Annotated in this window: 20 protein-coding genes; 3 read left to right on the top strand and 17 right to left on the bottom strand. The window is 61.4% G+C overall.

Annotated features, from left to right (window positions below):
- Positions 1-42: 42 nt before the first annotated feature.
- The 11 genes from OU26_RS02730 to OU26_RS02680 form a co-directional block, all read right to left on the bottom strand.
- Positions 43-2,517: an HAD-IC family P-type ATPase gene (locus tag OU26_RS02730; protein WP_026646142.1), complete on the bottom strand. Its 2,475-nt coding sequence runs from the start codon at positions 2,515-2,517 to the stop codon at positions 43-45.
- A 153-nt stretch (positions 2,518-2,670) separates the two neighbouring features.
- Positions 2,671-3,264 (bottom strand): type 1 periplasmic-binding domain-containing protein, encoded by a 594-nt coding sequence (locus OU26_RS02725; RefSeq protein ID WP_026646143.1) that lies wholly within the window; start codon positions 3,262-3,264, stop codon positions 2,671-2,673.
- Positions 3,261-4,526, bottom strand: coding sequence for a class I SAM-dependent RNA methyltransferase (locus OU26_RS02720; protein WP_026646144.1), 1,266 nt, complete (start codon positions 4,524-4,526; stop codon positions 3,261-3,263). The genes OU26_RS02725 and OU26_RS02720 overlap by 4 nt, the downstream gene beginning before the upstream one ends.
- A complete protein-coding gene (locus OU26_RS02715) occupies positions 4,526-5,269 on the bottom strand; it encodes a DUF3159 domain-containing protein (RefSeq protein WP_026646145.1) in 744 nt (247 codons plus the stop codon). Before OU26_RS02715 ends, OU26_RS02720 begins: the two co-directional genes overlap by 1 nt.
- Before the next feature lie 25 nt (positions 5,270-5,294).
- On the bottom strand, positions 5,295-6,143 hold the full coding sequence (locus OU26_RS02710) for a DUF3710 domain-containing protein (RefSeq protein ID WP_026646146.1): 849 nt from the start codon (positions 6,141-6,143) through the stop codon (positions 5,295-5,297).
- A gap of 110 nt (positions 6,144-6,253) precedes the next feature.
- Positions 6,254-7,114, bottom strand: coding sequence for an exodeoxyribonuclease III (locus OU26_RS02705; protein ID WP_026646147.1), 861 nt, complete (start codon positions 7,112-7,114; stop codon positions 6,254-6,256).
- Between the two features lie 74 nt (positions 7,115-7,188).
- Complete coding sequence (locus OU26_RS02700; RefSeq protein WP_051592903.1) at positions 7,189-8,964, bottom strand: ABC transporter family substrate-binding protein; 1,776 nt, start codon at positions 8,962-8,964, stop codon at positions 7,189-7,191.
- A 152-nt stretch (positions 8,965-9,116) separates the two neighbouring features.
- Positions 9,117-11,183 carry an ABC transporter ATP-binding protein gene (locus OU26_RS02695; RefSeq protein WP_237743758.1) on the bottom strand — a complete coding sequence of 689 codons (2,067 nt, stop codon included), beginning with the start codon at positions 11,181-11,183 and terminating at the stop codon, positions 9,117-9,119.
- Positions 11,184-11,320: 137 nt separating this feature from the next.
- On the bottom strand, positions 11,321-12,253 hold the full coding sequence (locus OU26_RS02690; RefSeq protein ID WP_026646150.1) for an ABC transporter permease: 933 nt from the start codon (positions 12,251-12,253) through the stop codon (positions 11,321-11,323).
- Between the two features lie 15 nt (positions 12,254-12,268).
- Positions 12,269-13,252 carry an ABC transporter permease gene (locus OU26_RS02685; protein WP_026646151.1) on the bottom strand — a complete coding sequence of 328 codons (984 nt, stop codon included), beginning with the start codon at positions 13,250-13,252 and terminating at the stop codon, positions 12,269-12,271.
- A gap of 205 nt (positions 13,253-13,457) precedes the next feature.
- Positions 13,458-14,384, bottom strand: coding sequence for a tyrosine recombinase XerC (locus tag OU26_RS02680; protein WP_026646152.1), 927 nt, complete (start codon positions 14,382-14,384; stop codon positions 13,458-13,460).
- A 150-nt stretch (positions 14,385-14,534) separates the two neighbouring features.
- On the opposite strand from OU26_RS02680, the gene OU26_RS02675 reads away from it, so the two are divergent.
- From OU26_RS02675 to OU26_RS02665, 3 genes are read left to right on the top strand one after another with little or no spacing between them, the layout of a single operon-like run.
- Positions 14,535-15,362 carry an ABC transporter ATP-binding protein gene (locus OU26_RS02675; RefSeq protein ID WP_026646153.1) on the top strand — a complete coding sequence of 276 codons (828 nt, stop codon included), beginning with the start codon at positions 14,535-14,537 and terminating at the stop codon, positions 15,360-15,362.
- On the top strand, positions 15,359-18,199 hold the full coding sequence (locus OU26_RS02670) for an ABC transporter permease (protein ID WP_026646154.1): 2,841 nt from the start codon (positions 15,359-15,361) through the stop codon (positions 18,197-18,199). The genes OU26_RS02675 and OU26_RS02670 overlap by 4 nt, the downstream gene beginning before the upstream one ends.
- 34 nt (positions 18,200-18,233) lie before the next feature.
- The gene (locus tag OU26_RS02665) at positions 18,234-18,491 is read left to right on the top strand and encodes a DUF6725 family protein (RefSeq protein WP_026646155.1); all 258 of its coding nucleotides are present in this window, start codon (positions 18,234-18,236) and stop codon (positions 18,489-18,491) included.
- Positions 18,492-18,604: 113 nt separating this feature from the next.
- Here the strand turns inward: OU26_RS02665 and OU26_RS02660 are convergent, their stop codons facing one another.
- The 6 genes from OU26_RS02660 to nadC form a co-directional block, all read right to left on the bottom strand.
- Positions 18,605-19,645, bottom strand: coding sequence for a prephenate dehydrogenase (locus OU26_RS02660; RefSeq protein WP_026646156.1), 1,041 nt, complete (start codon positions 19,643-19,645; stop codon positions 18,605-18,607).
- Positions 19,639-20,619, bottom strand: coding sequence for a prephenate dehydratase domain-containing protein (locus OU26_RS02655; protein WP_026646157.1), 981 nt, complete (start codon positions 20,617-20,619; stop codon positions 19,639-19,641). The genes OU26_RS02660 and OU26_RS02655 overlap by 7 nt, the downstream gene beginning before the upstream one ends.
- A gap of 64 nt (positions 20,620-20,683) precedes the next feature.
- Positions 20,684-21,238, bottom strand: a complete 555-nt coding sequence (locus OU26_RS02650; RefSeq protein ID WP_026646158.1) for a hypothetical protein — start codon at positions 21,236-21,238, stop codon at positions 20,684-20,686.
- 147 nt (positions 21,239-21,385) lie between these two features.
- On the bottom strand, positions 21,386-23,317 hold the full coding sequence (gene typA / locus OU26_RS02645) for a translational GTPase TypA (RefSeq protein WP_003810688.1): 1,932 nt from the start codon (positions 23,315-23,317) through the stop codon (positions 21,386-21,388).
- 174 nt (positions 23,318-23,491) lie between these two features.
- Positions 23,492-24,766: a cysteine desulfurase family protein gene (locus OU26_RS02640; RefSeq protein ID WP_026646159.1), complete on the bottom strand. Its 1,275-nt coding sequence runs from the start codon at positions 24,764-24,766 to the stop codon at positions 23,492-23,494.
- A gap of 10 nt (positions 24,767-24,776) precedes the next feature.
- The gene (gene nadC / locus OU26_RS02635; RefSeq protein WP_026646160.1) at positions 24,777-25,661 is read right to left on the bottom strand and encodes a carboxylating nicotinate-nucleotide diphosphorylase; all 885 of its coding nucleotides are present in this window, start codon (positions 25,659-25,661) and stop codon (positions 24,777-24,779) included.
- Positions 25,662-25,708: the final 47 nt, after the last annotated feature.

Here is a 25,708-nt window from a genome sequence, read left to right as displayed (position 1 = left end):
CCAACAGTCGATTATCCGTTTCAACGATACCGCCACATCGTCTCAGCTCTGGCGTGTCTTCTTGAAACGTGAGAAAATACCGACCATTTTCGGAACGCACCATAGGCACAGCACGAAGACGATGGCGGACAAGGCAAGCGCTGCGAACGTCGCAGCGAGCATTTCGCCGGACGGCACCACGAGCGCGAAGAATTTCGCCACGAACGGAACGAACATGCCCGCCACGCCCGTCGCCGCGAACGCCAGCACAAGGCCGCCTCTCCACGAGTTGAGCGGCCGGGCCACACGCGCCAGCACGAAGATGCCCATCATCAGCAGGATGATCGCATTGACTCCGCGGAGCATGCCCAGCTGCGCGGCGGACCGGCGGACGTCCCAACCCATGATCATCGGCAGAATCCACGAATCGGCAAGAATCGCCAGCGCCGTTGCCACGCCTCCGGGCAACGCGAACCGCACCACTCGTCCAAGAAAACCCGGAATATAACGGCGCGTGTTCGGCGCAAGCGCCAGAATGAACGCCGGCATACCGATGGTCAAAGCGCCGATGTACGTGATATGGCGAGGCAGATACGGGAATGGAATCTGCGTCAGGACCACGCCAAGCGAGATCAGCGCGGAATACACGGTTTTGACGAGGAACAGGCTGGCCACGCGTTCCATGTTGGCCATGACCTGACGTCCACGCGCCACCACGTCGGGAAGATGCGAGAATTTCGAATCGACGAGCACCACCTGCGCCACGGCCTTGGTGGCGGGGGCCGCGTTGCCCATCGCGATGCCCAGATCGGCTTCCTTGATGGCGAGCGCGTCGTTCACGCCGTCGCCGGTCATCGCCACGACATGCTCCCCCAAGTGCAACGCTTGGACAATCGCCTTTTTCTGGTCCGGCAGTACGCGGCCAAGCACATCCACATCCTCCAGTGTCCTCGCCAGCTCCGTGATGTCGGATGGCAATTCGCGCGCGTCCATGAAACGTGGCTCCGAGTCTCCGGTAAGCCGCACTTTCCTTGCGATCGCGCCTACGGTGACGGGATTATCACCGGAGATGATGCGGCAGCGTACGCCCTGCTCGCGGAACCATGCGAGCGTCGCCTCGGCATCGTCTCGGATATGCTCGGAGCACAGCACCAGCGCGACCGGCCGCGAAACGGGGTCTATCACCGGATCGCTTTCGTAATCGGCCGGAGCAGGTCCGTCATGCCGTGCAATCAGCAGGACGCGGTTGCCGTCGTGGGCGAAGTCGTTGACCTGCCTGAGGACGTCGGCGTAATCGCCCTGCAGGTGGGATATGACGACTTCCGGCGCGCCCATCGTCCATACCGTGTTCCCGTCAAAAATCGAACTCCATTTGCGGGCCGACGAGAATGGCACGCGTTCTCTGACAGTGCCAGCCGTGAAACCCTGTTCGCCGAGCCCGGCGAGAATCGCCTGCCCCGTGCCGTTCGGCTGGCCTTCATTCGACAGGTCGTACAACGCCTGCTTTGCAGCGTGCGCGGCTGCCGTGTCGGCGTCGGAGCCGTCCAGCATGCGCACGTCGTTGAGCATGATGCCGCCATCGGTGACGGTGCCGGTTTTGTCGAGGTTCAGGCAGTCCACACGCGCGAGGGTCTCCACGGATTCGAGCTCCTGCACGAGCGTGTTTTTGCGTGCCAGGCGGATGGCCGCGAGCGCAAAATTGAGCGAGGTGAGCAGCACGAGGCCTTCGGGGATCATGCCGACCACGCCGGCCACCGCAGACACGACCGCGGAACGCCATTGCCCGGTGGCGACGGCGACGTTCCAGCCTCCGACGGCGTGCACCTGCGACCATATGAGCAGCACGCACAGCGGCACGACGAGGAAGGTCATGAATTTGAGGATGGTGTTGATGCCCTTGTTGATGTCGGAGACGGTCTTCTTGTAGACCTTCGCCTGCGCGGTCAGGGTGGCGGCGTAGCTGTGGGCGCCGACCGCCGTGACGCGCACCAAGGCCATGCCGGAGACCGCCGTGGAACCGGAGTAGATGTCATCGCCTTCGTTTTTGCGGACGGTGCGCGATTCGCCGGTGAGCATGGATTCGTCAAGTTCTAATCCCCATGTGCGTATGATTTGCGCATCGGCGGGCACCTGTTCGCCGGAGCGGATCCACATGAGGTCGCCAAGCACGATCTCGTTGTGCGGAATCTCGACGTCTTCGCCGTCTCGTCGCACCAGATAGTCGGATGCGACGAGAATCGACAGCTTGTCGAGCGTACGCTTGGCCTTCAATTCGGTGACGATGCCGATTCCGGTGTTGATGAGTATGACGAAGCCGAATACGGCATCCTTCCACGAACCGGTGATGAGCACCATGACCATGGCGGCGAAGATGATGCCGTTGAATAGAGTGAAGACGTTGGCCCGCACGATGTCGGCGAGCGAACGTGAGGTGGAGGATTTGACGGCGTTGGTCTGCCCGCTTTCCGTAAGGGCGGCGACTTCCGCAGCGGTGAGTCCCTTTTCGCCGGTCTCAGGCATGGATTGGCTTTCACTCATGTTGCCAGCCTACCGCCTTGGCTTCCACACCTATGGGGTTTTCGTGTAACGCTCCGGCAAAATTCAGGGTTTTTTCAGGGAACACCCAGCACCACGGTCAGCAACGATCGGCGAAGCGACGGAATCAGAAGGGACGGATTCCGCGCATACCGATTATTCGCGGGTTTTGCGTTCCACTGTGCTGACGATGATCTCCCGGTCGTGCGGATCGTTGTTGGCGATGGCCGCCACCGCGTCGGCAAGCGGCTTGGCGTCCGTCATGCGATCGTTGGTTTTGAGCGTAGCCGCGAACAACGTGTCGTCGGTCGGTACGGAGATGGGATCGAGCAGCACGACCGGTATGCCGGCCTGTCTTGGCGCGTCCAGCGTTTCGTACCAGCCGTCGTGGTTCGCGCCGGACACGTCGATTCCCGCGATGACGATGATGTCGGCCATGCGCTGCGTCATGTCCTTGACACCCTGTTGGGCGGTGTCCTGCGCGTCAACGGTTCCGGAGACGGGCAGGTAGATCGGTTTGAGACCGCCCGTCTTCAAAGCATCCATGGCCATGCGGTCGGCTTGGACATCCTGCGATCCGACCATCGCCACATTGAGGCTGTTGCAATCCTTCATGACGTGGGCGACCGCGTCATCGGCGGATTGCGTGTCCCCCACCGCCGCGTTGTACGGCGTGCAGGCGGACAGTGTGGAAGCGATGCAGGCGGCAGCGATGAGACCGGCGGCCGCACGTCTCACGGAACCGGTCACCGCACGTCTTTCCGGAACAAAGCCACCGTCTCGACATGATGGGTGGACGGGTAGATATCGAAGGCCCGAATGTCGGCTAGAGCATACCCGAGTCGTGTCAGCGTGGCGGTGTCGCGTGCCAGCGAGGCCGGATCGCAGGCGATGTACACGACGGCACGTGCACCGGATTCAGCGATCTGGCCGCACACCTTCGCACGTGCGCCGGCGCGTGGCGGATCAAGCACCACGACATCCGGTTTGGACAGGTCGTTGCGCACGTTGGCAAGCGTTTTGGCGACGTCGCCCGTGCGGGCGTCGACATTGCCCATGTGGATGGCCCTGAGGTTGCGCTGTGCGTGTTTGACCGCGGTTTTCCCACCTTCGACGCTCAGCATGCGCACGCGTTCGGCGCTCAACGTGGCCAGCGGCAACGTGAACAGACCGGAGCCGGAATACAGGTCCCACAGGCATGCGGACGCAGCGCCGTCAAGCTCGCCGCGGACCAGGGACATCACGTGGTTGGTCAATGCGATCGGCGCATGGCGGTGCATCTGCCAGAATCCGCCCGAGTCCACGCCGTATTCGAATTCGCGTCCGCAGACCATGACCTTTTCGACAAGCTCACGATCGCCCGACGTCACCTCTCCGTTGACGAGAACGGCATAGTTTCCGGCGATTTCGGCGCCGTCCCGTGGTTCGGGGACCGCCAGACGGATCTGGGAGCCGGGCGTGAAGCCGCCGTCCCACACATGCTCCTTTTCGGCCACCTCAAGCAACGCCCGGCTGGCCAACGGCATGGTATCGATGGGCACACGCACGTGGGTTCCCCGCCTGCGCATGGATGGGCGGCCTTCGTCGTCGGCGATCATCTCGATGCGGGTGCGCCAGTGCAATCCCCGTTCCGCCTCGTCCTCGGGCATGCGTTCGATCGGCACTTCGATGTCGACATGGCCAAGTCTTTTCATCTGCTCGGCGATGGATGCGGCCTTCCATTCCAACTGGCCGGGAAGGGACACATGAACCAGATCGGCGCCGCCGACACCACCGCCCATGGCGAGCGGGCCAGCCAACGGCCAGACCGGGTCGACACGGTCGTCACTGGCCTCCAGCACTTCCGACACCTCACCCGTCCAGAAACGGTCCTCGCGGTCATGCGGCTCGTCCAGCACCACACGGACCAACTCGCCGGGCAAGGCGAATCGCACGAACACGACCCGTCCATCGATATGGCCGACGCAACGGCCCTGATCTGCATACCGTTCGATGCGAATGGTCGATTCCATCAGTGTCGTTCCTCCGTTTCGGATGTTTCCTTCGGCATGCTTTCGGACCATTCCGCGGCCATCGTCTTATGCCGGTGCATGGGGGTGGCGACGATCAGATACGACACCCAGATCGCCAAAGCCCAGAACGGAATCCCCATCAGCAGACGCGCGGTGCCAAGCCAACCGACGTGATTGCCCAGATACAGCGGCACCTGCACCACCAATCGCAGGGAGAACACTCCTATCCACAATGCGGTGATGATTGTGTACGCACGGTTCAGCGCCCGGTCGTCCCGCCAATCGGCGAGCCATGCGCGGAAATGCTCGGTCGGCAACGTGCGGATGAATTCGATCACCAGACCAAGCCCCGGCACCCGGGCAATCAACGAAATCGTGAGCAACACGATGTAGAAGGCGTTGGTCAGGAAGCCGAACATGTAGTAGTTGCGCGCCTCATGGCTGTTCCATGCCCAAATCAAGCAGATGCCGACGGCCAGCAGACCGGAGACAGCTCCCATGACGGATTGCCTCTGACACAGACGGATAATCACCTGCAACACGGCAAGCGCTGCGGATACGCCGATGGTCAACTGCAGATCGGATGTGATGACGAACATCACCACGAACACCACGCCCGGCAACATCGATTCGACAACGCCGCGCGGACCACCGATGGCGTCGATCACGGAGAAGTCGTCAGTGCCGCCGGCGTCGGCAAGCGCGCCGATGCCGGTGCGTTTCTTGGTTTCGGTTTCGCTCATGCTGTCGATTCCGTCGATGCCGCCGTCAGCGCACTTCGGAGAACATCGGTCCACGAGACAGCGTGGTTTTGACCTCCACCTGCTGGTCGGAGTCGAATGGTCCCTTCGGCTGACCCGGAATGTCCATCTTCTTGTCCGCGTCTTCAGCTGCGGCGGCCTCCTTGGCGGCCTTGCGTTCGGCGGGGGCGACCGGCGGGTGCATCGGGATGAGGTCGCGCGGAGCGAGCGGATCCTCGCCGCGCTCCACGACGATGTTGGAGAAGAGCTGGTTCAGCGCCTTGGCTTCGTCGCCGTCCGGATCGGTGGCGGCCTTGCCGGAGAAGATGCCTCGCAGCATCCATCGCGGTCCGTCGATGCCGACGATTCGGGTGACCACTTTGCGGCCGCCCTTGACCACGACGGGCAGCGTCAGCTCGGTTCCGAACACGCCGTCGGTCTCCTTGGCGTCCTTGTTGGCCTCCAGCAGGTCGGCGCGGACATCATCCCACAGTCCGAGCGTCTTCGGAGCCGCGAAGGCTTCGATCTCCACACTGGAAGAACCGTAGGTGATGGTGGTGCCGAGCACCTGCTGGGTGGCGCGGTTGGCTTTCACGCGCAGTTCGATGCCTTGCAGGAACGGCAGATAGTAGGCGCCCATGTCGAGATATTCGTCGTAATCGGGCACGTTCTCGTCGTCGACGTCCCATGGACCGCGTTCGTCACCACGGCCGACATATTCGTCGGACGGTTCCGGCAGGACGATGTCCCGAACGTCGGTGGCGGCGGCCTCCGTCTCTCCGGTGGACGTCCCGTCGACCTTGTCGTTCTCCTCGGCGACGGTTTCAGCGGCTTCCTCGCTCTGATGCCTCTTCTTGCCGAATCCAAACAGTCCCATGATGTTCCTCATTTCATTACGATTGCAACCGTGACTAGCCTAGCACCCATGCTTAATATGGGCTGGGAACCGGGGTGTGACGTACCACGCACGCATCCCGGCCCGTCCGCTCACACGTCGTAGGTGATGCTCAGCGGCGCATGATCCGACCAGCGCGAATCGTAGGTCGGCGCCTTGTCGATGACGAATCCGCGGGCCGTTTCGGCGAGTTCAGGTGTGGCGAACTGGTAGTCGATCCTCCAGCCGACGTTGTTGTCGAAGGCGCGGCCCCGCTGGCTCCACCAGGTGTACGGTCCTTGGATGTCTCCGCACAGGGAACGCATCACATCCACGAATTCCAACTCCCCCAGCCATTTGTCCACGTAGGCGCGTTCCTCGGGCAGGAAGCCGGCGTGCTTCTCGTTGGCTTTCGCGTTCTTGATGTCAAGCGGCGTGTGCGCGATGTTGAAATCGCCGCACAATACCGCTTGCCGTCCGCCGTGCGCCGCTTCGTCGCGCAGCTGCCCCATGCGCACCAGCATGGTGTCGAGGAAACGGTATTTCTGTTCCATTTTCTGTGGATCGTCGGTGTTGCCCGCATGCACGTACACGCATACGACGGTGATGACATAGCCCTGCGGGGTTTTAATGTCCGCCTCGATCCACCGTCCGGAATCGACGTCCTCCTCAAGTCCCGGCAGACCGTAACGTTTGTCGATGACCGGCAACGCCGACAGCAGGCCGACGCCGGCACGTCCCTTGATACGGCAGATCTCGTTCATGCGATCGAGTCCGCTTTGGTCGTCGATACGGCCGGCGGCCGCGTATTCGAAACCGAATTCGTCGAAGATGGGGTCGATTTCGTTTTGCGGGGCGCGTACCTCCTGCATGCACCACACGTCCGGCGTGTTCTTCGCCGCCCATTGTTCGATGCCTTTGCGTTTCGCCGCCCGGATTCCATTCACATTCGAAGTCGTGATCGTGATCGTCATAACGCCTTACCCTAGCCCGAATATGGGAAAACCTCCCTCGAAGGAGGGAGGTTTTCAATGGGTTGTGAGAAGAATCACTTCTCCCAGCCGATGTTCTCGGAATGCACCGGGATGCCGGTACGGCTGGACTCTGCGGAGTAGCCTGCAGGACCCATGTTGGCCAGGCCCTTCTTCACACCGTAGATGAGCACGCCGTTGAACAGCGGGATCTGGGCGTAGTTCTCCATGTATTCCTTCTCGGCTTCGTTGAACAGCTTGATGGCCGCCTTGGTGTCCTCGGTGGTGGTGACCTTCTTGAGCTTCTCATCGATGCTCTTGGACCCGATGTAGCCGAAGTTGGAGTCGGAGTCGGAACCGTAGATCTGGTAGGAGCTGGAGGAGTAGCCGAACGGATCGGTGGCGCCCCAGCCCAGGCCGATGACATCCCAGTTGCCGGAGGACACGGTGGTGGAGAACTGGTTGGAGGCCTTGATGTCGATGTTCACCTTGATGCCGGCGTCCTTGGCCATTTTCTGCATGGCCTGGGCGCGAGCCTTGGTGCCGGCGTTGTCGGAGAACGTGGTGTAGGTGATCTGAACGGTCTTGCCGCCCTTGGCGTAGTAGCCGTCGGAGCCCATCTTGTATCCGGCCTTCTCCAGGGTCTTCTTGGCGTTGGCCACGGAGTATCCGGAGTCCTTCGGCATGTTGTCCTCATAGCCGTTCTGGAACTGCGGCAGGATCACGGAGCCCGGGATCTTCTCGTTCCAATCGAGGCCCTTGAACGCCATCTTGGAGATCTGGCCACGGTCCACGGCCTGGACGAACGCCTTGCGCACGGCCAGATCCTTCGTATCTTCGGCCTTGGTGTTGATGGTGTAGGTGGCCACGCCGGAATCGTAGCTGCGGCGGATGTACGCGTCCTTCACGGTCTTGACGGTGGCGAGGGAATCAGAAGTCAGATTGCCTTCGGTGATGTCGATCTCACCGTTCTTGAAGGCGTTGACCATGGCGGAATCCTCCATCTGCTTGACGATGATCTTGTCAAGCAGCGGCTTGTCGCCCCACCAGTTGGAGTTCGGCACGAAGTCGACTTCGGAGTCGGAGACCTTGGAGACCTTGTACGGACCGGCGCCCCACTTGTCGGAGTGCGGGTCGTTCTGCCAACCCTTGGTGAAGGTGTCGGCGGTCTTGGAAGGATCGTTCTCGTCGAAGGCCTGGGCCGGGTACAGGGTCTGGAAGATGGCCTGGTACGGGTAGACGGCCTTGTCGAAGGTCACGACGGCCTGCCTGTCGGAGGAGCCCTTCTCGACGCTCTTGATGTTCTCATAGCCGAAGGTGATGGCCGGGGTCAGGTCGGAGGACTTGCCGTTGTTCACCTGCCAGGTGGAGTAGAAGTCCTTCCACGTGATCGGGGTGCCGTCATTCCACTGGGCCTTGTCGTTGATGGTGTAGGTCACGGTCTCCGGATCGGTGGAGGTGAGCTTCACGTCGGACAGGTAGTTCTTGTTCGGGGTGGCGGTAGAACCGTCGACGGAGTAGTCCCACAGGAACGGCATGTACAGATGCCACATGCCCATCATGTACGTGGTGTTGCCGTTGGCGCTGAAGGAATTCCAGTCCGGGCCGATCTCGGTGATCGGCATGGTCAGGGTGCCGCCCTGCTTGAGCTTGGAACGATCCTGCGGGTTGTTGTAGGCCTTGTTGGCTTCCGGCATCGGCAGGGTGCCCTTGTAGCTGGTCGGGGTGCCTTCCTGCGGCTCGGTCTTGTAAGTCGACTCGCTGCTGGCATTGCTGCCACCGCAAGCGGCCATGGAGACCACCGCTGCCAACGATGCGACCATGGCGATTGCCTTATGCATATTCATATGCATGGTTATCCTCTCCTCCGACGGCTCTCGTTGCCTTCGCCGCCCTGTGTTTTGTTGGAATATGGACGTTTGACGCATCCACGGCAACCACCGTTTCACCCGGCATCATAGCAGGGCGAAACGGAAAAGCATTTATAGATAAACGGATCGCTCTCTCAGAACGCGGCCTCGTCCACATCCAATGGGAAGTGGCAGGCGAATTGCGTGTCGTTGAGCTCGTCACCCGTCAATACCGGTCGCTTGGATTCGCACATCTTGCGCTGCTCCTCGCTCAATGTCGGTTTAATCGGGCAACGCGAGGCGAAGCGGCATCCGGCGAAGTTCTCCGCCGGACTTGGCATGTCTCCGGACAGGATGATGCGGCTTCGCGTGCGTTCGATCTTCGGATCCGGAACCGGAATCGCGGACAGCAACGCCTTGGTGTAGGGGTGACGCGGATGCGTGAACACCTCCTGCGTTTCGCCGAGCTCCACGACCTGTCCAAGGTACATGACGGCCACGCGGTCGGAGATATGGCGGATCACCGCCAGATCATGCGCCACGAACAGGTAGGAGATCTTCAGCTTGGCCTGCAGGTCCTCAAGCAGGTTGATGACGCCCGCCTGAATGGACACATCCAACGAGGCGATCGGCTCGTCGAGCAACAGCACCTTCGGATCGGTGGCCAATGCTCGTGCGATGGAGATGCGCTGACGCTGACCGCCCGAGAACTGGGACGGGAAGCGGTCCACATAGTCGGGATTCAGCCCGACCAGTTCCATCAGCTCGCCGACCCGGTGGTTGATGTCGTCCTTGTTCCAATGCTGCGCGCGCAGTGGTTCGGCGAGCACGTCGTAGATCGGCATGCGCGGATCGAGGGAGCTCATCGGATCCTGGAAGATGATCTGCAGGTCCTTGCGCAGCTCCTTGCGTTCCGCACGGTTCTTGATTTCGGCCAGATCGTGGCCGAGCACGGTGATGCGGCCCGCCTCGGGCTTCATGAGATTCATAATCTCCATCAACGTGGTCGATTTGCCGGAGCCGGATTCGCCGACCAATGCCAGGGTCTCGCCCTGCCGGATGGAGAAAGTCACATCGTCCACTGCGGCGACCTTGCCCACTGTGCGGCGGAACATGCCGCCGCCCTTCAGCGGGAAGTGCTTGACCAGATGCTCGACGTCCAACGTCACCGGCCGCTGGTCGCGTGGCATCTCGGCCCACTGCGGACGCACCGCATCCGGAATGGGGAACACGTCCGTGTATTTGAGGTCCTTGTCTACGATCTCCTTCAGACGCCTGCAGGAGGCGAGATGGCCTTGGCTGTCATCCACTGGTTCGAGGTTGGGCTCTTCGAGGCTGCATTCGGGCGTGGCCAGAGGACAACGCGGAGAGAACGGGCAACCGGACGGAATGTCCACCAGGGACGGCGGATTGCCCTGAATCGGCACGAGACGCTGGTTGGCGGCCACATGCGGCTTCGGCACCGCGCCCAGCAGGCCCATCGTATAGGGCATGGACGGCTTCTCGAACAGGTCATCGATGCTGGCGCGTTCCACTGGACGACCGGCGTACATGACCAGGATGTCGTCGGCAGCGCCCGCCACCACACCAAGATCGTGCGTGATGAGCACCACGGCCGCGCCGGTCTCCTTCTGCGCCTTGGCGAGCACTTCGAGGATCTGCGCCTGGATGGTCACATCCAACGCGGTGGTCGGCTCGTCGGCGATGATCACGTCTGGCTCGTTGGCGATGGCGATGGCGATCATGACGCGCTGGCGCATGCCGCCGGAGAATTCGTGGGGGAAGCTCTTCAGACGTTCCTCAGGCTGCGGGATGCCCACCAGTCCCAGCAGTTCGACGCAACGGTCATGCACCTTGTCCTTCGGCATGTCCGGATGGTGAGTCAGCAGGCTCTCGGCGATCTGGTCACCGATGGTGAACATCGGCGTCAGCGCGGACAGCGGATCCTGGAACACCATGGCGATGTTCTCGCCGCGGATGGTGCTCATCTCCTCGTCGCTCCGGCCGATCAATTCGACGCCGTTCATGCGGATGGAGCCTTCGACCTTGGCGTTGTCGTCGAGCAGTCCGATAAGGCTCAGCGCCGTCACGGATTTTCCGGAACCGGATTCGCCGACGATGCCGAGCGTGCGGCCGCGCCACAAATCGAAATTCACTCCGCGGACGGCGCGGCACACGCCGGCTTCGGTCGCGAACGACACGTGCAGGTCGCGCACCTGCATGATGGGATCGCCCTGAGGCGCGCCCTTCGGTCCATGCGCCTCACGCAGCTCGTTGGCGAGAATGTCGTCGTGGATGATCTCGCCGTTGCCTTCGGTGAGGATGCTGTCCATCTGCTTGTTCTTCTTATGTGCGTTCATCATGCATTCACCTGCCCGTTTGCGGCGGAATTCGGATCAAGGGCGTCGCGCAGACCGTCGCCGATCAGCTGCATGCTGAAGGTCAGCAGCACCAATGCGACGGACGGGAAGACCACGATCCACGGCGCGGTCTGCGTGGTGGAGGCGCCCGTCTGCAGAATCAGACCCAAGGAGGTGTCAGGCAGTTTGATGCCGACGCCAAGGTACGACAATGCGGTTTCCGAAGCGACAGCGTTGACCACGCCAAGGACGGTGTTGATGATGATCATGGAGGCGAGGTTCGGCACAAGATGGCGCAGGATGATCTTGAACGATCCGACGCCCATGAAGCGCGCCGCCTTGATGTAGTCGCGTTCGCGCAACGAAAGCGCCATGGTTCGGATGATTCGCGCGTAACCGACCCAGCCGAACGCGGTCAGGCCGATGATCAGCCAGATCCAACCGGCCTTCGCATTGGCCGCGCGCACGATCATGGCGACCAGCAGGAAGCTCGGAATCACCAGCAGCATGTCGAGGATCCACATGCCGACGCGTTCGATCCAGCCTCCGAAGAACGCGATCGCGGTGCCGTACAGCGCGGCGATGGTCATGGTCGCCACGGAGGTGATGATGCCGATGAGCATGGACTTGCCCAGGCCATGCGAGATCAGGGCGAACAGGTCGAGTCCGCCTGGATCGGTGCCGAGCCAGTGTTCCGCGCTCGGAGGCTCCGAGATCGACATGAAATCGGGGTCGTCATACGACCATTTGCAGATCTTGCCGCCGAACAAGGCGAACAGCAGCAGCAGGATGAAGATGACCACGCCGGCCACCGCGGATTTCTGACGGAAGAAACGACGGGCGATCAAAGTGCCGTAGCTGAGGTGCTTGACTTCCCCGCCGGATTCTGCGGTAGTGGAGGAATCGTTGGAAACGGTGTTGTTCTCAGTCATTGTTTCTCCCTCCTGTCAGCTCATTTTGATACGCGGATCGAGCCATGCCGAGAAGATGTCGGCGAGCAGCGCGCCGACCAACGTGCATGCGCCGCCGAACGCCGCGATTGCAACGGACGCGTTGATGTCGTTGTTGTTGATGGCGGTGATGAAATAGCGTCCCAGACCGTTGATGGCGAAGATGGATTCGGTGATCACCGCTCCGGTGAAGACCGACGCTATGGAGAACGCGACGTTCACGCCGGTCGGGATCAGCGAGGCGCGCAGCGCATGGCGACGGATCGCCTGCTTGCGGGTCAGACCCTTGGAACGTGCGGTGCGCACGTAATCGGCATGCATCTCGTCAAGCAGATACGTGCGCTGCGTCAGATGGTAGCTGACCATGCCCAGCAACGTCAGGGAGATCGTGGGAAGGATGATATGTTGCAGGAAATCTCCGAATCGTAATAGCAGATTGTCACCCGAATAACTGGACAGTCCGGTCACGTAGAAGATGCGGAAGCCGGCGGCGTCATTGACGGTGATGGCGATGAGCACGATCATCAGAGCCAGCACCGCGGACGGAATGACCAGGAAGAACGTGGCGAGCGTGCTGAACAGACGATCCTGCCAGTGGTACTGCCGCTGCGCCGTGTAGATGCCCAGCGCCACGCCAAGCACGATGGACAGCACCGTGGACAGCGTCACCAGCTCGGTGGACGCGAGGATACGGGGCGCCAGCGCCTTGTTGACGGACTCGAGGGATGGGGACAGACCCCAATCCCACTTGGTCACGATGTTCGTCAGCCAATGCCAGTAGCGGACGAACACCGAGGTGTGGTCGTTGATGTTGGCCAGATCGAGGGTGCGCTCGATGGAAGCCTGCGGCGGCCTCGGCGTACGCGATTCGTAGTTCGAACGTGGCGTCATGAACGCCGACGCCATAAAGTACGTGAAGCTGATGGCCACGTACAGCATGACGACGTAGTTCGCGGCGCGCTTAGCGATGAATTTCAACATATCGTCTCGATATATCCCCTCTACTGCCCGGCGTTCCACACGCCAAAACTCAAACCAACATTTTCTTTACCCACGTATTTGAGCTCGTGCGCTCAATATAGACTTTCGGCATTGTAGACTGCCGTCTAAACAACGGTCTTTACACAATTGCCACATACCGATCCATGAGGGAATGACGCTCCCGCTCTGTTTATAGGGGGTATATTCAGGCTCGGGGGAACGCCTGACCGTATCTCGCTTTCAGCTGTTCGATGGAGACATGCGTGTATCGTTGCGTGGTCTTGAGCGAGGAATGCCCCAGCATCTCCTGCACTTCACGCAGGTCGGCGCCGCCGTCGAGCATGTGGGTCGCGGCGCTGTGACGCAACGCATGGGGGGCGATATCCGGAACGCCCGCTTCCCTGGCCCTGTCGTGCACCACCTCACGCACCATACGCTGGCCGATCCGACCGCCCCGCAATCCCAGGAAAAGCGCTTCGGCGGAACCTTTTCCGACCAATGCCGGACGCCCATGCTCCAACCAAGCGCGCAACGCCCTGTCCGCCGGCGCACCGAACGGCATGACGCGCTGCTTGCTCCCCTTGCCCATGACCTTCACCGTACGGTTGCCGAACGCGACGTCAGCCACGTCAAGCCCGACCAATTCCGCCACACGCATGCCGGTGGCATACAGCAATTCCAGTATGGCCGCATCCCGCAGCTCAACGGCCCGCCGCTTCGCGTCCGGTTCCTGCGACAGCGCCTCCGCGCCATCCTCGTCCACACGCTCCATCAGACGCTCCGCCTGCGATTCGTTCAGCACAGCCGGAAGCACGTCGGGGATTTTCGGCGTCCGCAGCATGGCCGCGGGATCGACAGCCGTCACACCATGGTCATGAGCCCATGCGAAGAACCCCCGAACCGCCACGGTCTTACGCGCCATACTGCTGCGCGCATGGTTTTTGGAGGAATCGGACAGCCATACGCGCAGATCCTCGATGGAGACCTCGTTCAAATCCTCGCAACCATGCTTTTCCAGCGCGGACAGGCATTCGTTGACATCGCTCCTATACGCTTTGCGCGTATTCTCGCTCAGCCCACGATTGGCCCTCAGATACGCGTCGAACCCGTCCAACGCCTCTTCGAAACGCATGACGCATCAACCTTCCAGCCAATGGAATCAGACATCATCCGTAATACTGTGAGCACTGCGAGGACGATGGTCTTGGGAAAATCCGTTTCCATTATGCCCCGAACTGATAGACTTACATTGATTAGAAATTCATTAGGAATAGGCGGTAGCATGGCTCGTCATACCTTCCATGACACACAGCACACGACGGACAAGACCCCCGACGATGGGATCGTGGCCCGAGCCATCGACCTGACCAAGGTCTATGGCTCCAAAGACAACGAAGTAACGGCATTGAACCACGTGAACGTCGAGTTCCGACGTGGCGAAATGACCGCCATCATGGGCCCGTCCGGCTCGGGCAAATCGACGCTCATGCATTGCATGGCCGGGCTCGATACCCCCTCTTCCGGCAGGGTGATCGTGGAGGGGCTCGAGGTCTCCTCGATGAACCAGAAGCAGCTGACCGATCTGCGCCGTGAACAGATTGGCTTCATCTTTCAGTCGTTCAATCTGGTGCCGACACTGTCTGCCGAGGAAAACATCCTGCTACCGTTGCAGATAGCCAAACGTCCGATCGACCGCGACTGGTTCAACCAAGTGGTCAAAGTTGTCGGATTGGAAAAGCGTCTTTCCCACCGTCCCAGCCAGCTGTCCGGTGGTCAGCAGCAGCGTGTGGCCTGCGCACGAGCCATCATGGCACGTCCGTCTGTGATTTTTGCCGACGAACCGACAGGCAATCTCGATTCCCGTTCCAGTCGCGAAGTACTCAGCTTCCTGCGCGACTCAGTGCGCGACTATGGACAGTCAATCGTCATGGTCACTCATGACCCGCGCGCAGCCTCCTTCGCCGATCGTGTATTGGTACTCGCCGATGGCAATATCACCCGTGATATGCAGCATCCGACGTACGACGAGATTCTCGAAGTATTCGCCGGCAATGATGACGATGCGGACAATATCGATTCCGTGACCGCAACGGAGGTCGCGCAAGCATGATTCGTATAGGATTGCGCGACGCGCGCAGCCATTTCGGCCGTTTCATCATGTCGATCGTGGCCATTGCGCTCGGCGTGAGTTTCGTAGTCGGCTCGTTCTGCTTCCGCGAAATGCTCGACAACCAGGTTTCGCAGATGATGTCCACCAATGCGGACCACGACGTGTACGTACGTGGATCGCAGGAGAAGAAGAACTCATCGGCGATGTCCATGGGTTCCACGAAAAGCTACAACACCATCGACACCGATCTGGCGGACGACATAGCCAAAATCGACGGCGTCTCCTCGGCGCACGTGATATACGGACTGTCCGGTGTGGTGCTTCTCGACAAGCACGGCGACGCAGTCACCACAGTTGGCTCTCCGACACTGGCCATGGGCATGGGCAAGTCGGAGCCTTGGCGGTCCGCGAAATTCACCGCCGGAACCTGGCCTAAGAACGGCGATGAGATCGCCTTGCATTCCTTCGCCGCCGAACAGTCGAAGCTGAAGGTCGGCGACAAAACGAAAATCGTCTACCCTGACGGGGCGCGCGACGTGACCGTCAGCGGTATCTTCACCACCGATGCCAGCCAGGCTGGCGCAATCATCATCGCCATCGACCCGGCCACGGCCAAGGAGGAAACGAACCAGCAGTCCGACGACCCCGACAAGGCGTCCCTCATCAGCGTCTACGGCAACAACACCACGCCGTTGACCGCCGAACAACAGCAACAGCTGTCCGACCGCATCAACAGAAAACTGCCGAAATCGGCGAAGGCCCATGCCATCACCGGCGACGCGTACCGTGACGAATCCACCAAATCCACGCAGGACGCGCTCGGCTTCGTCCAGCCGCTGATCCTCATCTTCGCGGTGATCGCGCTGTTCGTGGGCTCGTTCATCATCGCCAACACCTTCTCGATGATCGTGCGTGAATCGATGCGTGGTTACGCGCTGCTGCGTTCCATCGGCGCCTCCCCCCTGCAGGTGTTCACCACGGTGATCGTGCAGGCGGTGCTGCTGGGTCTGGTCGGTTCGGCCGCGGGCATCGCGCTCGGCTGGGGCATGGTCAAACTCATCGCATCGGGCCTATCGAACATGGGAATGCCATTGACGGGAGCCACCGACCCATCCGTCTCCGACATGCTCATCGGACTGCTGGTCGGACTCGTGGTGACGCTGATTGGAGCGGCGCTGCCGGCACGCAACGCGGCGCTTGCTCCTCCGATTCAGGCAATGAACGAAACCGTCAATCCGGAGAAACCAGTCCACATGCGTGGCATCATCGGCACCACCATGGTGGCGTTGGGTTTCCTCAGCTGGGCATTCACCTATGTGCTGGCTTCCGCGGATGGCAATGGACCGACACCGTGGAAAATGATCAACGATATCGCTGTCGGTTGGCCGCTCGGTATTGGCGCCGCATTGGCAGTGATTGGAGTGATCGTAGCGGGACCGGCATACGTATCCACCGCAGGAACGATACTTGGCTGGCTGCCGTCGAAGATCTTCACGGTGACGGGACGTCTCGCCCAGCGCAACATCTCCCGGTCGAAGAGGCGCACGTCCAACACCGCGGCCGCGCTGTTCGTGGGCGTGGCGATCGTGAGCTGTCTGGGCGTGGTGGCCACGTCGGCGAAGGCGTCGGTCAATTCGCTGATCGACACCGGTCTCAAAGCCGATTTCGCCATATCGTCGGCATCGGGCGGACGGATTCCCGACCAGGCGATCAAGGACATCGAAAACGTCGACGGCGTCAAACATGTGGTGTCGAACCGTGTGGTGCTTGGCGTGAAATACGACGGCAAGTCCGTTTCCGGGTTCACGTTCGCGACACAGCCGGAGCTGTTCACCAAGATATTCGCCGCCGAAACCACCGAAGGCGACGCCGTGTCCGCGTTGAAGGACGGCAAGCTGCTTGTCGGCAAGACCATCGCGGACGACCGCGGATGGCATGTGGGGCAGAAGGTCAAGGTCACCGCCGAGAACACGGTGGTCGACGAACAGGCCACCGCCAAGGCGCAGGCCGATTACCAAGCCAAGGTGAAGGCGCATGCGCAGGAGCTGCAGACGCAGGCCCAGCAGATGGCAGCCTCCGGCGATATGGCTGGAGCGCAGGCCAAAGCCAAGGAGATCGAGCAATACACGGACAAGGCCAAGAACGTCGACCCGAAGACGCTGGTCAAAACGAAGAAGGTCAATACCAAGAAGACATTGACCATCGGCGCGATCGTGTCGAATTCCGTGTACCGCGATTTCGCGATCATCAACGACGACCTGGCCGAACAGATCGGCAACAAGCAGACCATGTTCGTCATGCAGGCCTATGTCACCGACAGGAGGGGATCCGACACGACCCAGGTGAAGAAAGCCATCAAGAAGGCCGTCAAGAAGTACTACACGATCTCCGTGTTCGATCGAGACGAGTACAAATCCACCATGAGCTCGATGATCAACCAGATGCTCATGGTCCTGTACGCGCTGCTGGCGCTGTCGATCATCATCGCGATCTTCGGCATCGTCAACACTTTGGCGTTGAGCGTTTCGGAACGCACCAAGGAGATCGGCCTTCTGCGAGCCATCGGCACATCCCGTGGACAGGTGCGCGGCATGCTGGGCATCGAAGCGGCGATCATCTCCGTGTTCGGCACGGTGATGGGACTTGTCGTCGGCGTCTCGGCGGGCGTGGTGATCCGAGCGGTCTACGCTGCCAAGGGATTGGAGACGTTGGCCATTCCTTGGCAGCAGCTTCTGGTGTTCCTGCTGCTTTCAATCGTGGTGGGCCTGGTCTCCAGCATCTCCCCCGCCTCCCGCGCGTTGAAACAGCCCGTGCTTGACGCCGTGGCGAGCGAGTGAGACAGTTGGAACGGAATACCGAAAGGAGGCGGCAATGCCCATTCCCCATGAGATTCCGGTAGGAGCACGCATCGTGGCGCGTACTTTGGAAGGCGTCGATCCGGTCGACCACCGCATGAAATTCCGCGATTACGTGGGACACGTGCGTTCCTGGGACGGCCAGAAGCTGGAAATGACGCGCGATGCGGCGGCGAACGGCTCACGCCCCGAACAGCGCGTCACCATCCCAGCCGACGCGATCGTGACGATCAAGCCGGTGCCGGAACGTTCCATGACACGTCCACGGCCATAACGAAAGCGTCGTACAAAAGACGGACGTTTCGATCACAGCATTTCCAATGATCGAAACGTCCGTCTTTTTTGTATGCCTACGATTTTCTATGAAACGTCGTCGTGGAAGAGCGGTCACACGGCGGAACGCACTTCGACAATGACGTCATGCTCTCCTTCGAACCGCACGATGTGCTCGCCTCTGCGGGCGGATTCCAGCAATGTGCGCCGCCAATCGTCCTCGGGAATCGCAAGCTTGATTTTTTCGCACCGTTCGGTGTAATCCGGTTGCTTGACGGCGGCCTTGTAATCGCGGAACGGCTGGCCTTGGGCGAAGAAACGGTCCATCTGCTTCACGTCGCCTTCCGTCGGTCTGACATTGGCGTCGGCCATGTCATGCAACACGTTGGCCATCAGCGTCAGTCTATTGGCCATGTCGCGCAGCAACGTCTCCACATTGGCCGCGTCCTCCTCGACCATCGCACGCGTACGGTTAGGGTCGGTCAATGCCACGCGAGTCATGTCACGCCAGGATCCCGCAGCGAGCGCCGCCGCGATATTGCGGTTCGGATTGGCCACCAGTTCGTTGATCATGGCGGTGGCGACGACGTGCGGCATATGCGAGATGAGCGCGGCACAGCGGTCATGTGTGGCGTCGTCGAGTACGATGAGCCTATTGCCGCATCTGTTCACGATCATGTCGGCCACAGTGAGGAACCGGCGGTATTCGGTGTTTTCATCCACGGTGATGGCCCAGAGGGCGCCGTCATACAGTTGGGGATCGGACGCCTCCCATCCCGACAGTTCATTGCCGGCCATGGGATGCGCGCCGACATAGCATCCGTCGAGTCCCACGGCCTTGACCTGGTCACGGACCATGCCTTTGACGCTGCCCACGTCGGTGAGCGTGGTCGTTTCGGGATTGATGAGCGGTTTCAATGTGCCAAGGATCTGGGGCATGGCTTTGAGTGGATTGCACAGCACCAGCACGTCCGGATTCGCTTCGGCGAGCGCCGCCAATGTGGGCTTGCATATGATGCCATCGGCTTCGGCTGTGGCATAGGGGCGATCGTTGTGGTTCCATGCGATCACTTCGCAGCCGGCGTTCGCCAGCCGACGTGCCAGCGATCCTCCGATCAGGCCGAGTCCTACGATTGCGATGCGCGGCTTCACCACATCAGCTCCCTTCCAGCGGTTTCACTATTCTGCCAATGGTCCGGCAGATGCCTGTCATCCAGCCGCACGCCGCCTTGGGGCAGCATCCATGATGTGACGGGCGGGTTGGGTCGTTCCCTGCGCGGGTATACGGCAAGCGTCTTGGCCCAGTCTCCATGTTCCGCGATCTCCACGAGCGCGTCACGGAAACGCCGCTCCCAAGGGGCCGCATCGAGGGTTGCGATGAAGCTGTATGTGCCGGTACGCCCTTTGATGGGCCGTGAGATGAAACTGGTCATGTTGAGTCCCGCGTCGCGAATCACGTCGAGCAGGTCGGCGAGCACGCCCGGACCTGTGGCCAGGGGGATGAGGGCAAGCACCGATTCGTATTCGATGTCCGATTCGGCGCGTGATTCGTCGAGCAGGCGTGCGGCTTCCGCGCGCGGCGCGAGCACGAGGAAGTCGGTGGCGGCGCCTTGGTAGTCCTGGACGGAGGTTCCGATGCGGGTGATGTCGTACAGTTCTCCGCAGATGGCCGGCCCGAAAGCGATTTCGCCCGCTTTGAGATCCCTGCATGCGGCCGCGTTGGACGAGGCCGGGCGCGTCGTGAGATGGTGGTCGGCGATGAACCGCTTGCATTGCGCGAGCCCGTGCGGATGGGCGGTGGCCACATGAGCCGTATCGGGATCGGATCCTTGCGCCACGTAGGCGTCGAACGACACGTTCACGCCGATACGGGCGAATCCGACGAGGTTCTTCGCGTCGATCAGCGCATCGAGGTTGGGCACGACATAGCCTTCGACGTTGTTCTCCCATGCCACGACACCCCAGCCGTCGCCCCGTTGCGCGGCGGCGAGGATCTGCGGCACATCGTCCATGGGCACCAGTTCGAAGCCGCGTGGTTCAGCATGGGCCAGCGATTCGGAGGCGTCGACCGCCGCCTGATGCGTGAAGGTGCCCTGAGGGCCCAGATAGAACAGCTTTCGTGCGCTCATTGACGCCTTCGCCTCCTTATAGGTCACCTATGCACCTTACCGCATCCTTGGGGCGTGCGGCGCATTAGTCCACCGGTTGGTCGGCCGCGTTGTCCATTTCTTGCGATTCGTTCGGCGCATTTTCCGGAGCGCCGTCCGCTTCACGCGGTGGCATCGTGAACCACCGTTTCGGCAACACGAGCATGACCAACGGAATCAGCACCACGCCATACAGCCAGAAATAGCCGACGTTGTTGCTGAAATACGGCAGTGACACCGAATCGCCGAAACCGACGGGAATCATGGCGTCCCCGCCGGGACCGTAGCCGGCCATGACAGTCCAGACCATCAAAGACGAGCCGATCAGATGCAGGGCGAGTCCCGAGACGCCGTCACGCGAGCGTGCGGACCATGTCGACATGATGACCAGCATGTACGCGAGCACGAGACCGTAGGGGATGTTCGCGGACGCGCCCATACGGTGCGCCATCGTGCCGATCATGCCGACGATGGCGCCAGCAAGCAGATCGATTAGGAAACGTGCCCATATCGGCAGACGATGCGACCACGGCAGCAGTCTGCGGTCGATGTTTTCCTGCGATTGCGGTTTTGGTTGCGTTTCCTGCATACGTTGCGTCATGCCCTCCACTATGCCCTACGTTCCTTACAAAATCGCAAAAAGGCAAGAGATACGCGGAAAACACCGGTATCTCTTGCCTTTCTTAAGCGTTCAGCGTATCAGCGAGCACACTACCGTGCCCGCGAAGCGCCAAAACAATGCGAGGAATCACTTGTTATTCTGAGCATTGTTCTGGCGACGCTGCTTGGCGCGCCACTTGTACCAGTCCTCACGGCTCAGGATGATCTTGCGCACGCGGATGGACTCCGGGGTGACTTCCACGCACTCGTCCTCGTTGGCGAAGTCCAGGGACTCCTCGAGGCTCATCTTGATCGGCGGGGTCAGGGTTTCCAGCACATCCGCGGTGGCGGAACGCATGTTGGTCATGTGCTTGGCCAGCGTGATGTTCACATCCAGCTCGTCAGGCTTGTTGTTGATGCCGACGACCTGGCCCTCGTACACCGGGGACTGCGGCTCGACGAAGAAGTTGCCACGTGCCTGCAGACGCTGCATGGCGTACGGGGTGGCGACGCCCTGACGGTCGCAGACCATGGAGCCGTTCTGGCGGGTCACGATCTGGCCGGCCCACGGAGCGTAGCCGGCGGAGATGGAGGAGGCGATGCCGGTGCCGCGGGTGGCGGACAGCAGCGCGGTACGGAAGCCAATCAGGCCACGGGACGGCACGGTGAACTGCAGACGGACCCAGCCGGTGCCGTGGTTGGTCATGTTGTCCATGCGGCCCTTGCGGTCGGCGAGCAGCTGGGTGACGGCGCCCATGTACTCTTCCGGCACGTCGATGGTGGTGTTTTCCATCGGCTCGTTGACCACGCCGTCGATGGTCTTGGTGACCACTTGAGGACGGCCGACGGTCAGTTCGAAGCCTTCACGGCGCATCTGCTCGGCAAGCACGGCCAGCGCGAGTTCGCCACGGCCCTGAACCTCCCAGGCGTCCGGACGGTCGGTCGGCAGAACCTTGATGGACACGTTGCCGATGAGCTCGCGGTCGAGGCGGTCCTTGATCATGCGGGCGGTGAGCTTGTGGTCCTTGCCTTCGGTGCCTGCAAGCGGGGAATCGTTGATGCCGAAGGTCATGGAGATGGCCGGGTCGTCAACGTGGATGAGCGGCAGCGGACGCGGATCGTCCGGGTCGACGATGGTCTCGCCGATCATGATGTCGTTCACGCCGGCGACGGCGACGATGTCGCCAGGGCCTGCGGATTCGACCGGAGTGCGCTCCAGGCCCTGCGTGCGCAGCAGCTCGGACACGCGGAAGTTCTCGATGGAGCCGTCCACACGGGACAGACCATAGGTCTTGCCCTTCTCAAGGGTGCCGTTGTAGATACGGACCAGACCGAGTCGGCCGAGGAAGTCGGAGGAGTCGATGTTGGCGACGTGGGCCTGCAGCGGCGCGCCTTCCTCGTATTCCGGAGCAGGAATGTTCTTGATGATGGCCTCGAACAGCGGCTCGAGGTTGTCGTTGTCCGGCAGGCCGCCGTTTTCCGGCTGGTTTTCGGAAGCGTAACCGGCCTTGGCGGCGCAGTAGATGACCGGAAGGTCGAAGAGGGAATCCTCATCGAGGTCGATGCCTTCCTCGATGACGTCCTGGGCCAGACCGAGCAGCAGGTCGGAGGACTCACCGACGACTTCGGAGATTCGGGCGTCCGGACGATCGGTCTTGTTCACGCACAGGATGACCGGAAGCTTGGCTTCGAGGGCCTTGCGCAGCACGAAACGGGTCTGCGGCAGCGGGCCCTCGGAAGCGTCGACGAGCAGCACGACGCCATCGACCATGGAGATGCCACGCTCCACCTCGCCACCGAAATCGGCGTGGCCAGGGGTATCGATGATGTTGAGGGTGATGCCTTCCGGATGGCCGTACTTGGCGGCCAGCGGGCCGGTGTACTGCACTGCGGTGTTCTTGGCGAGGATGGTGATGCCCTTCTCGCGCTCCAGATCGTTGGAATCCATCACACGGTCCGGGACTTCCTCACGCTCGTTGAACACGTGGGACTGGGCCAGCATTGCGTTGACCAGCGTGGTCTTGCCGTGATCGACGTGTGCCACAATCGCTACATTTCGGATATCGCCGCGAACCGCCATCGAAACCTCTCTTAGTGTTGCTGTTTTCTTACGTAAACGTTCGGTACGTACATGCTATCGGTACTTAAAAATCCGTACTTACACACAAACCGAGCCAATACTAGCGGAGCGTTGCGACACTTCGCCGGGTACGGACATCAAAAATCGAATATCAAAAAAGAATATCGTCCGGTATCAGGCGGTCGCCTGCTGCGCCTGGATGTTGATCGCCGGGTCGCTGACCGTCGATGCGCCACGCAACGCCGTGCAGGAGTCCTCCACCACGGCGGCGATCTGGTTGATCTGCTCGGGTGCGAGCGGCTCGCGGAAGGTCATGCGGATGGCGGATTTCGCCACGACCGGATCGTATCCCATCGCCAGCAGCGTGCCGGGCGCCTCATGCCTACCGACGGCGCAGGCGGAACCGGACGAGCAGGCGATGCCGCGCGCATCCAAATCGACCAATAGCGCCTCGCCGGACAGTCCAGGGAACACGAACGACGCGTGCCCGGGAAGCCTGCGTTGCGGGTCTCCCGTCAGCTGCGCGCGCGGCTCCACGCGAAGTATGGCGTCGATAAGACGGTCTCGGGACGCGACGAGCGCGCGTTGCACGTCGCGCATCCTCGTGTTCGCGTCACGCAATGCGACGGCCAAGGCGACCGCGCCCGCGACATTCTGCGTGCCCGACCGCAGGGAACGTTCCTGTCCGCCGCCGCTCATCAACGGTTCGACGGGCACACGGGAGCGCAGCAACAGCGCGCCCAATCCTTTCGGCGTGCCGAATTTGTGTCCGGACAGGCTCAATGCATCCACATCCCATTCGCGCATGCGGATGGGAATCTGTCCGGCGGCCTGCACCGCGTCCACATGCAGCGGCACGCCGTATTCGTGCGCGATGCGTGCGATCCGGTCGATCGGTTCCACCGTGCCCACCTCGTTATTGGCGAGCATCGTCGATACCAGAAGCGTGCTGTTACGCGGTTTTCCGGACGTTGCGCCGCCCGTGGAAGGCGTAAGTTCACCCTGCGCGAGCTCGGCACGCAAAGCATCCGTGTCGATATGCGCCTGGCTGTCGACGGGGATCTCCACGACCTCGCAGCCGAACCAGCGTTCCATCCAACGGGCCGATTCCAACACCGCCGGATGTTCGATCGACGATACGATGAGGCGCGGGCACACCTGCTCGCCGTACGTTTCGCGCAACAGTCGCATGCGGGCCATTGCAATGCCTTTGATCGCAAGATTGTCCGCTTCGGTGCCGCCGGAAGTGAAGATCACATCATCCGGACGCGCACCCAGGTCGGCCGCCATCGAAGCGCGAGCCGCTTCGAGAGCCCGAGCCGCGGTTTTGCCCGCGCTGTGCACGCTCATCGGGTTCGCGTAGGCTTCGGTCAGGAACGGCATCATCGCGCTGATGACGTCGGCGCTGACCGGCTCCGTGGATGCGGCGTCCAGATACAGATGTTCCATCAGTCCTCCGTCAGTCCCAGTCGAGGCCGAGATCGATGGCGCTCACACTGTGGGTGAGCGCGCCGACGGAAATCACGTCCACGCCGGTGGCCGCCACCTGCGGCACGCGTTCCAGCGTCATGTTGCCGCTGGCCTCCACGATGGCGTGACCGTCGATGCGTTCCACTCCCCTGCGCGTGTCCTCAAGGGAGAAGTTGTCGAGCATGATGGTGTCGGCTCCGCCCGCGAGCGCCGCGTCGATCTGTTCGAGCCGGTCCACCTCCACTTCGATATGCGTGGTGTGGCCCACCTGTTCGCGGATGTGTCGGATCGCGCCGGCCATGTCGATGCCCTGTTCGGCGAGCGCCGCGACGTGGTTGTCCTTGACCATCACCGCGTCGGACAGTCCATATCGATGGTTGTGTCCGCCGCCGCAGGTGACCGCGTATTTTTCGAACGGCCGCAGTCCCGGCGTGGTTTTGCGCGTGTCGACGATTCGGGTGCCCACGTAGGTGCGCGGCGCCACGTATCCGGGCAGTTCGCGCGCGCCGGCCGCGGCTTCGACGAATGCGTCCGTCATGGTGGCGATGCCGCACATGCGCTGCGTGAAGTTCAGTGCGATTCGTTCCGCCGTAAGGAGGTCGCGTACGGGACCGGAAACCGTCGCAAGCGTCTGCCGCGGTTCGAAGCGTTCGCCGTCCTTGATGTCCGCATGCACGGTCACGTCGGGATTCTGCGCCGCGAACGCGGCTTCGAACACGGCGATGCCGCTCATCACGCCCGCCTGCCTCGCCACAAGTCTTGCGGTGCCGTGGGCTTCGGCGGGAATGGTGGTTTCGCAGGTGATGTCGCCGTTGGGGGCGTCTTCCTCAAGCGCGGCTTCGACGGCCGTGCGGATGACCTGTCGGGTCAGCATGGTTCAAAAATCCTTTCCGCTGTATCGCGCTGTATCGTCGCGTTGTC

It is taken from the genome of Bifidobacterium ruminantium DSM 6489, assembly GCF_000770925.1.
GTDB lineage: Bacteria > Actinomycetota > Actinomycetes > Actinomycetales > Bifidobacteriaceae > Bifidobacterium > Bifidobacterium ruminantium.
The sequence above is the reverse complement of the archived record's forward strand: the minus strand, read 5'-3'. Positions and strand labels throughout refer to the sequence as shown.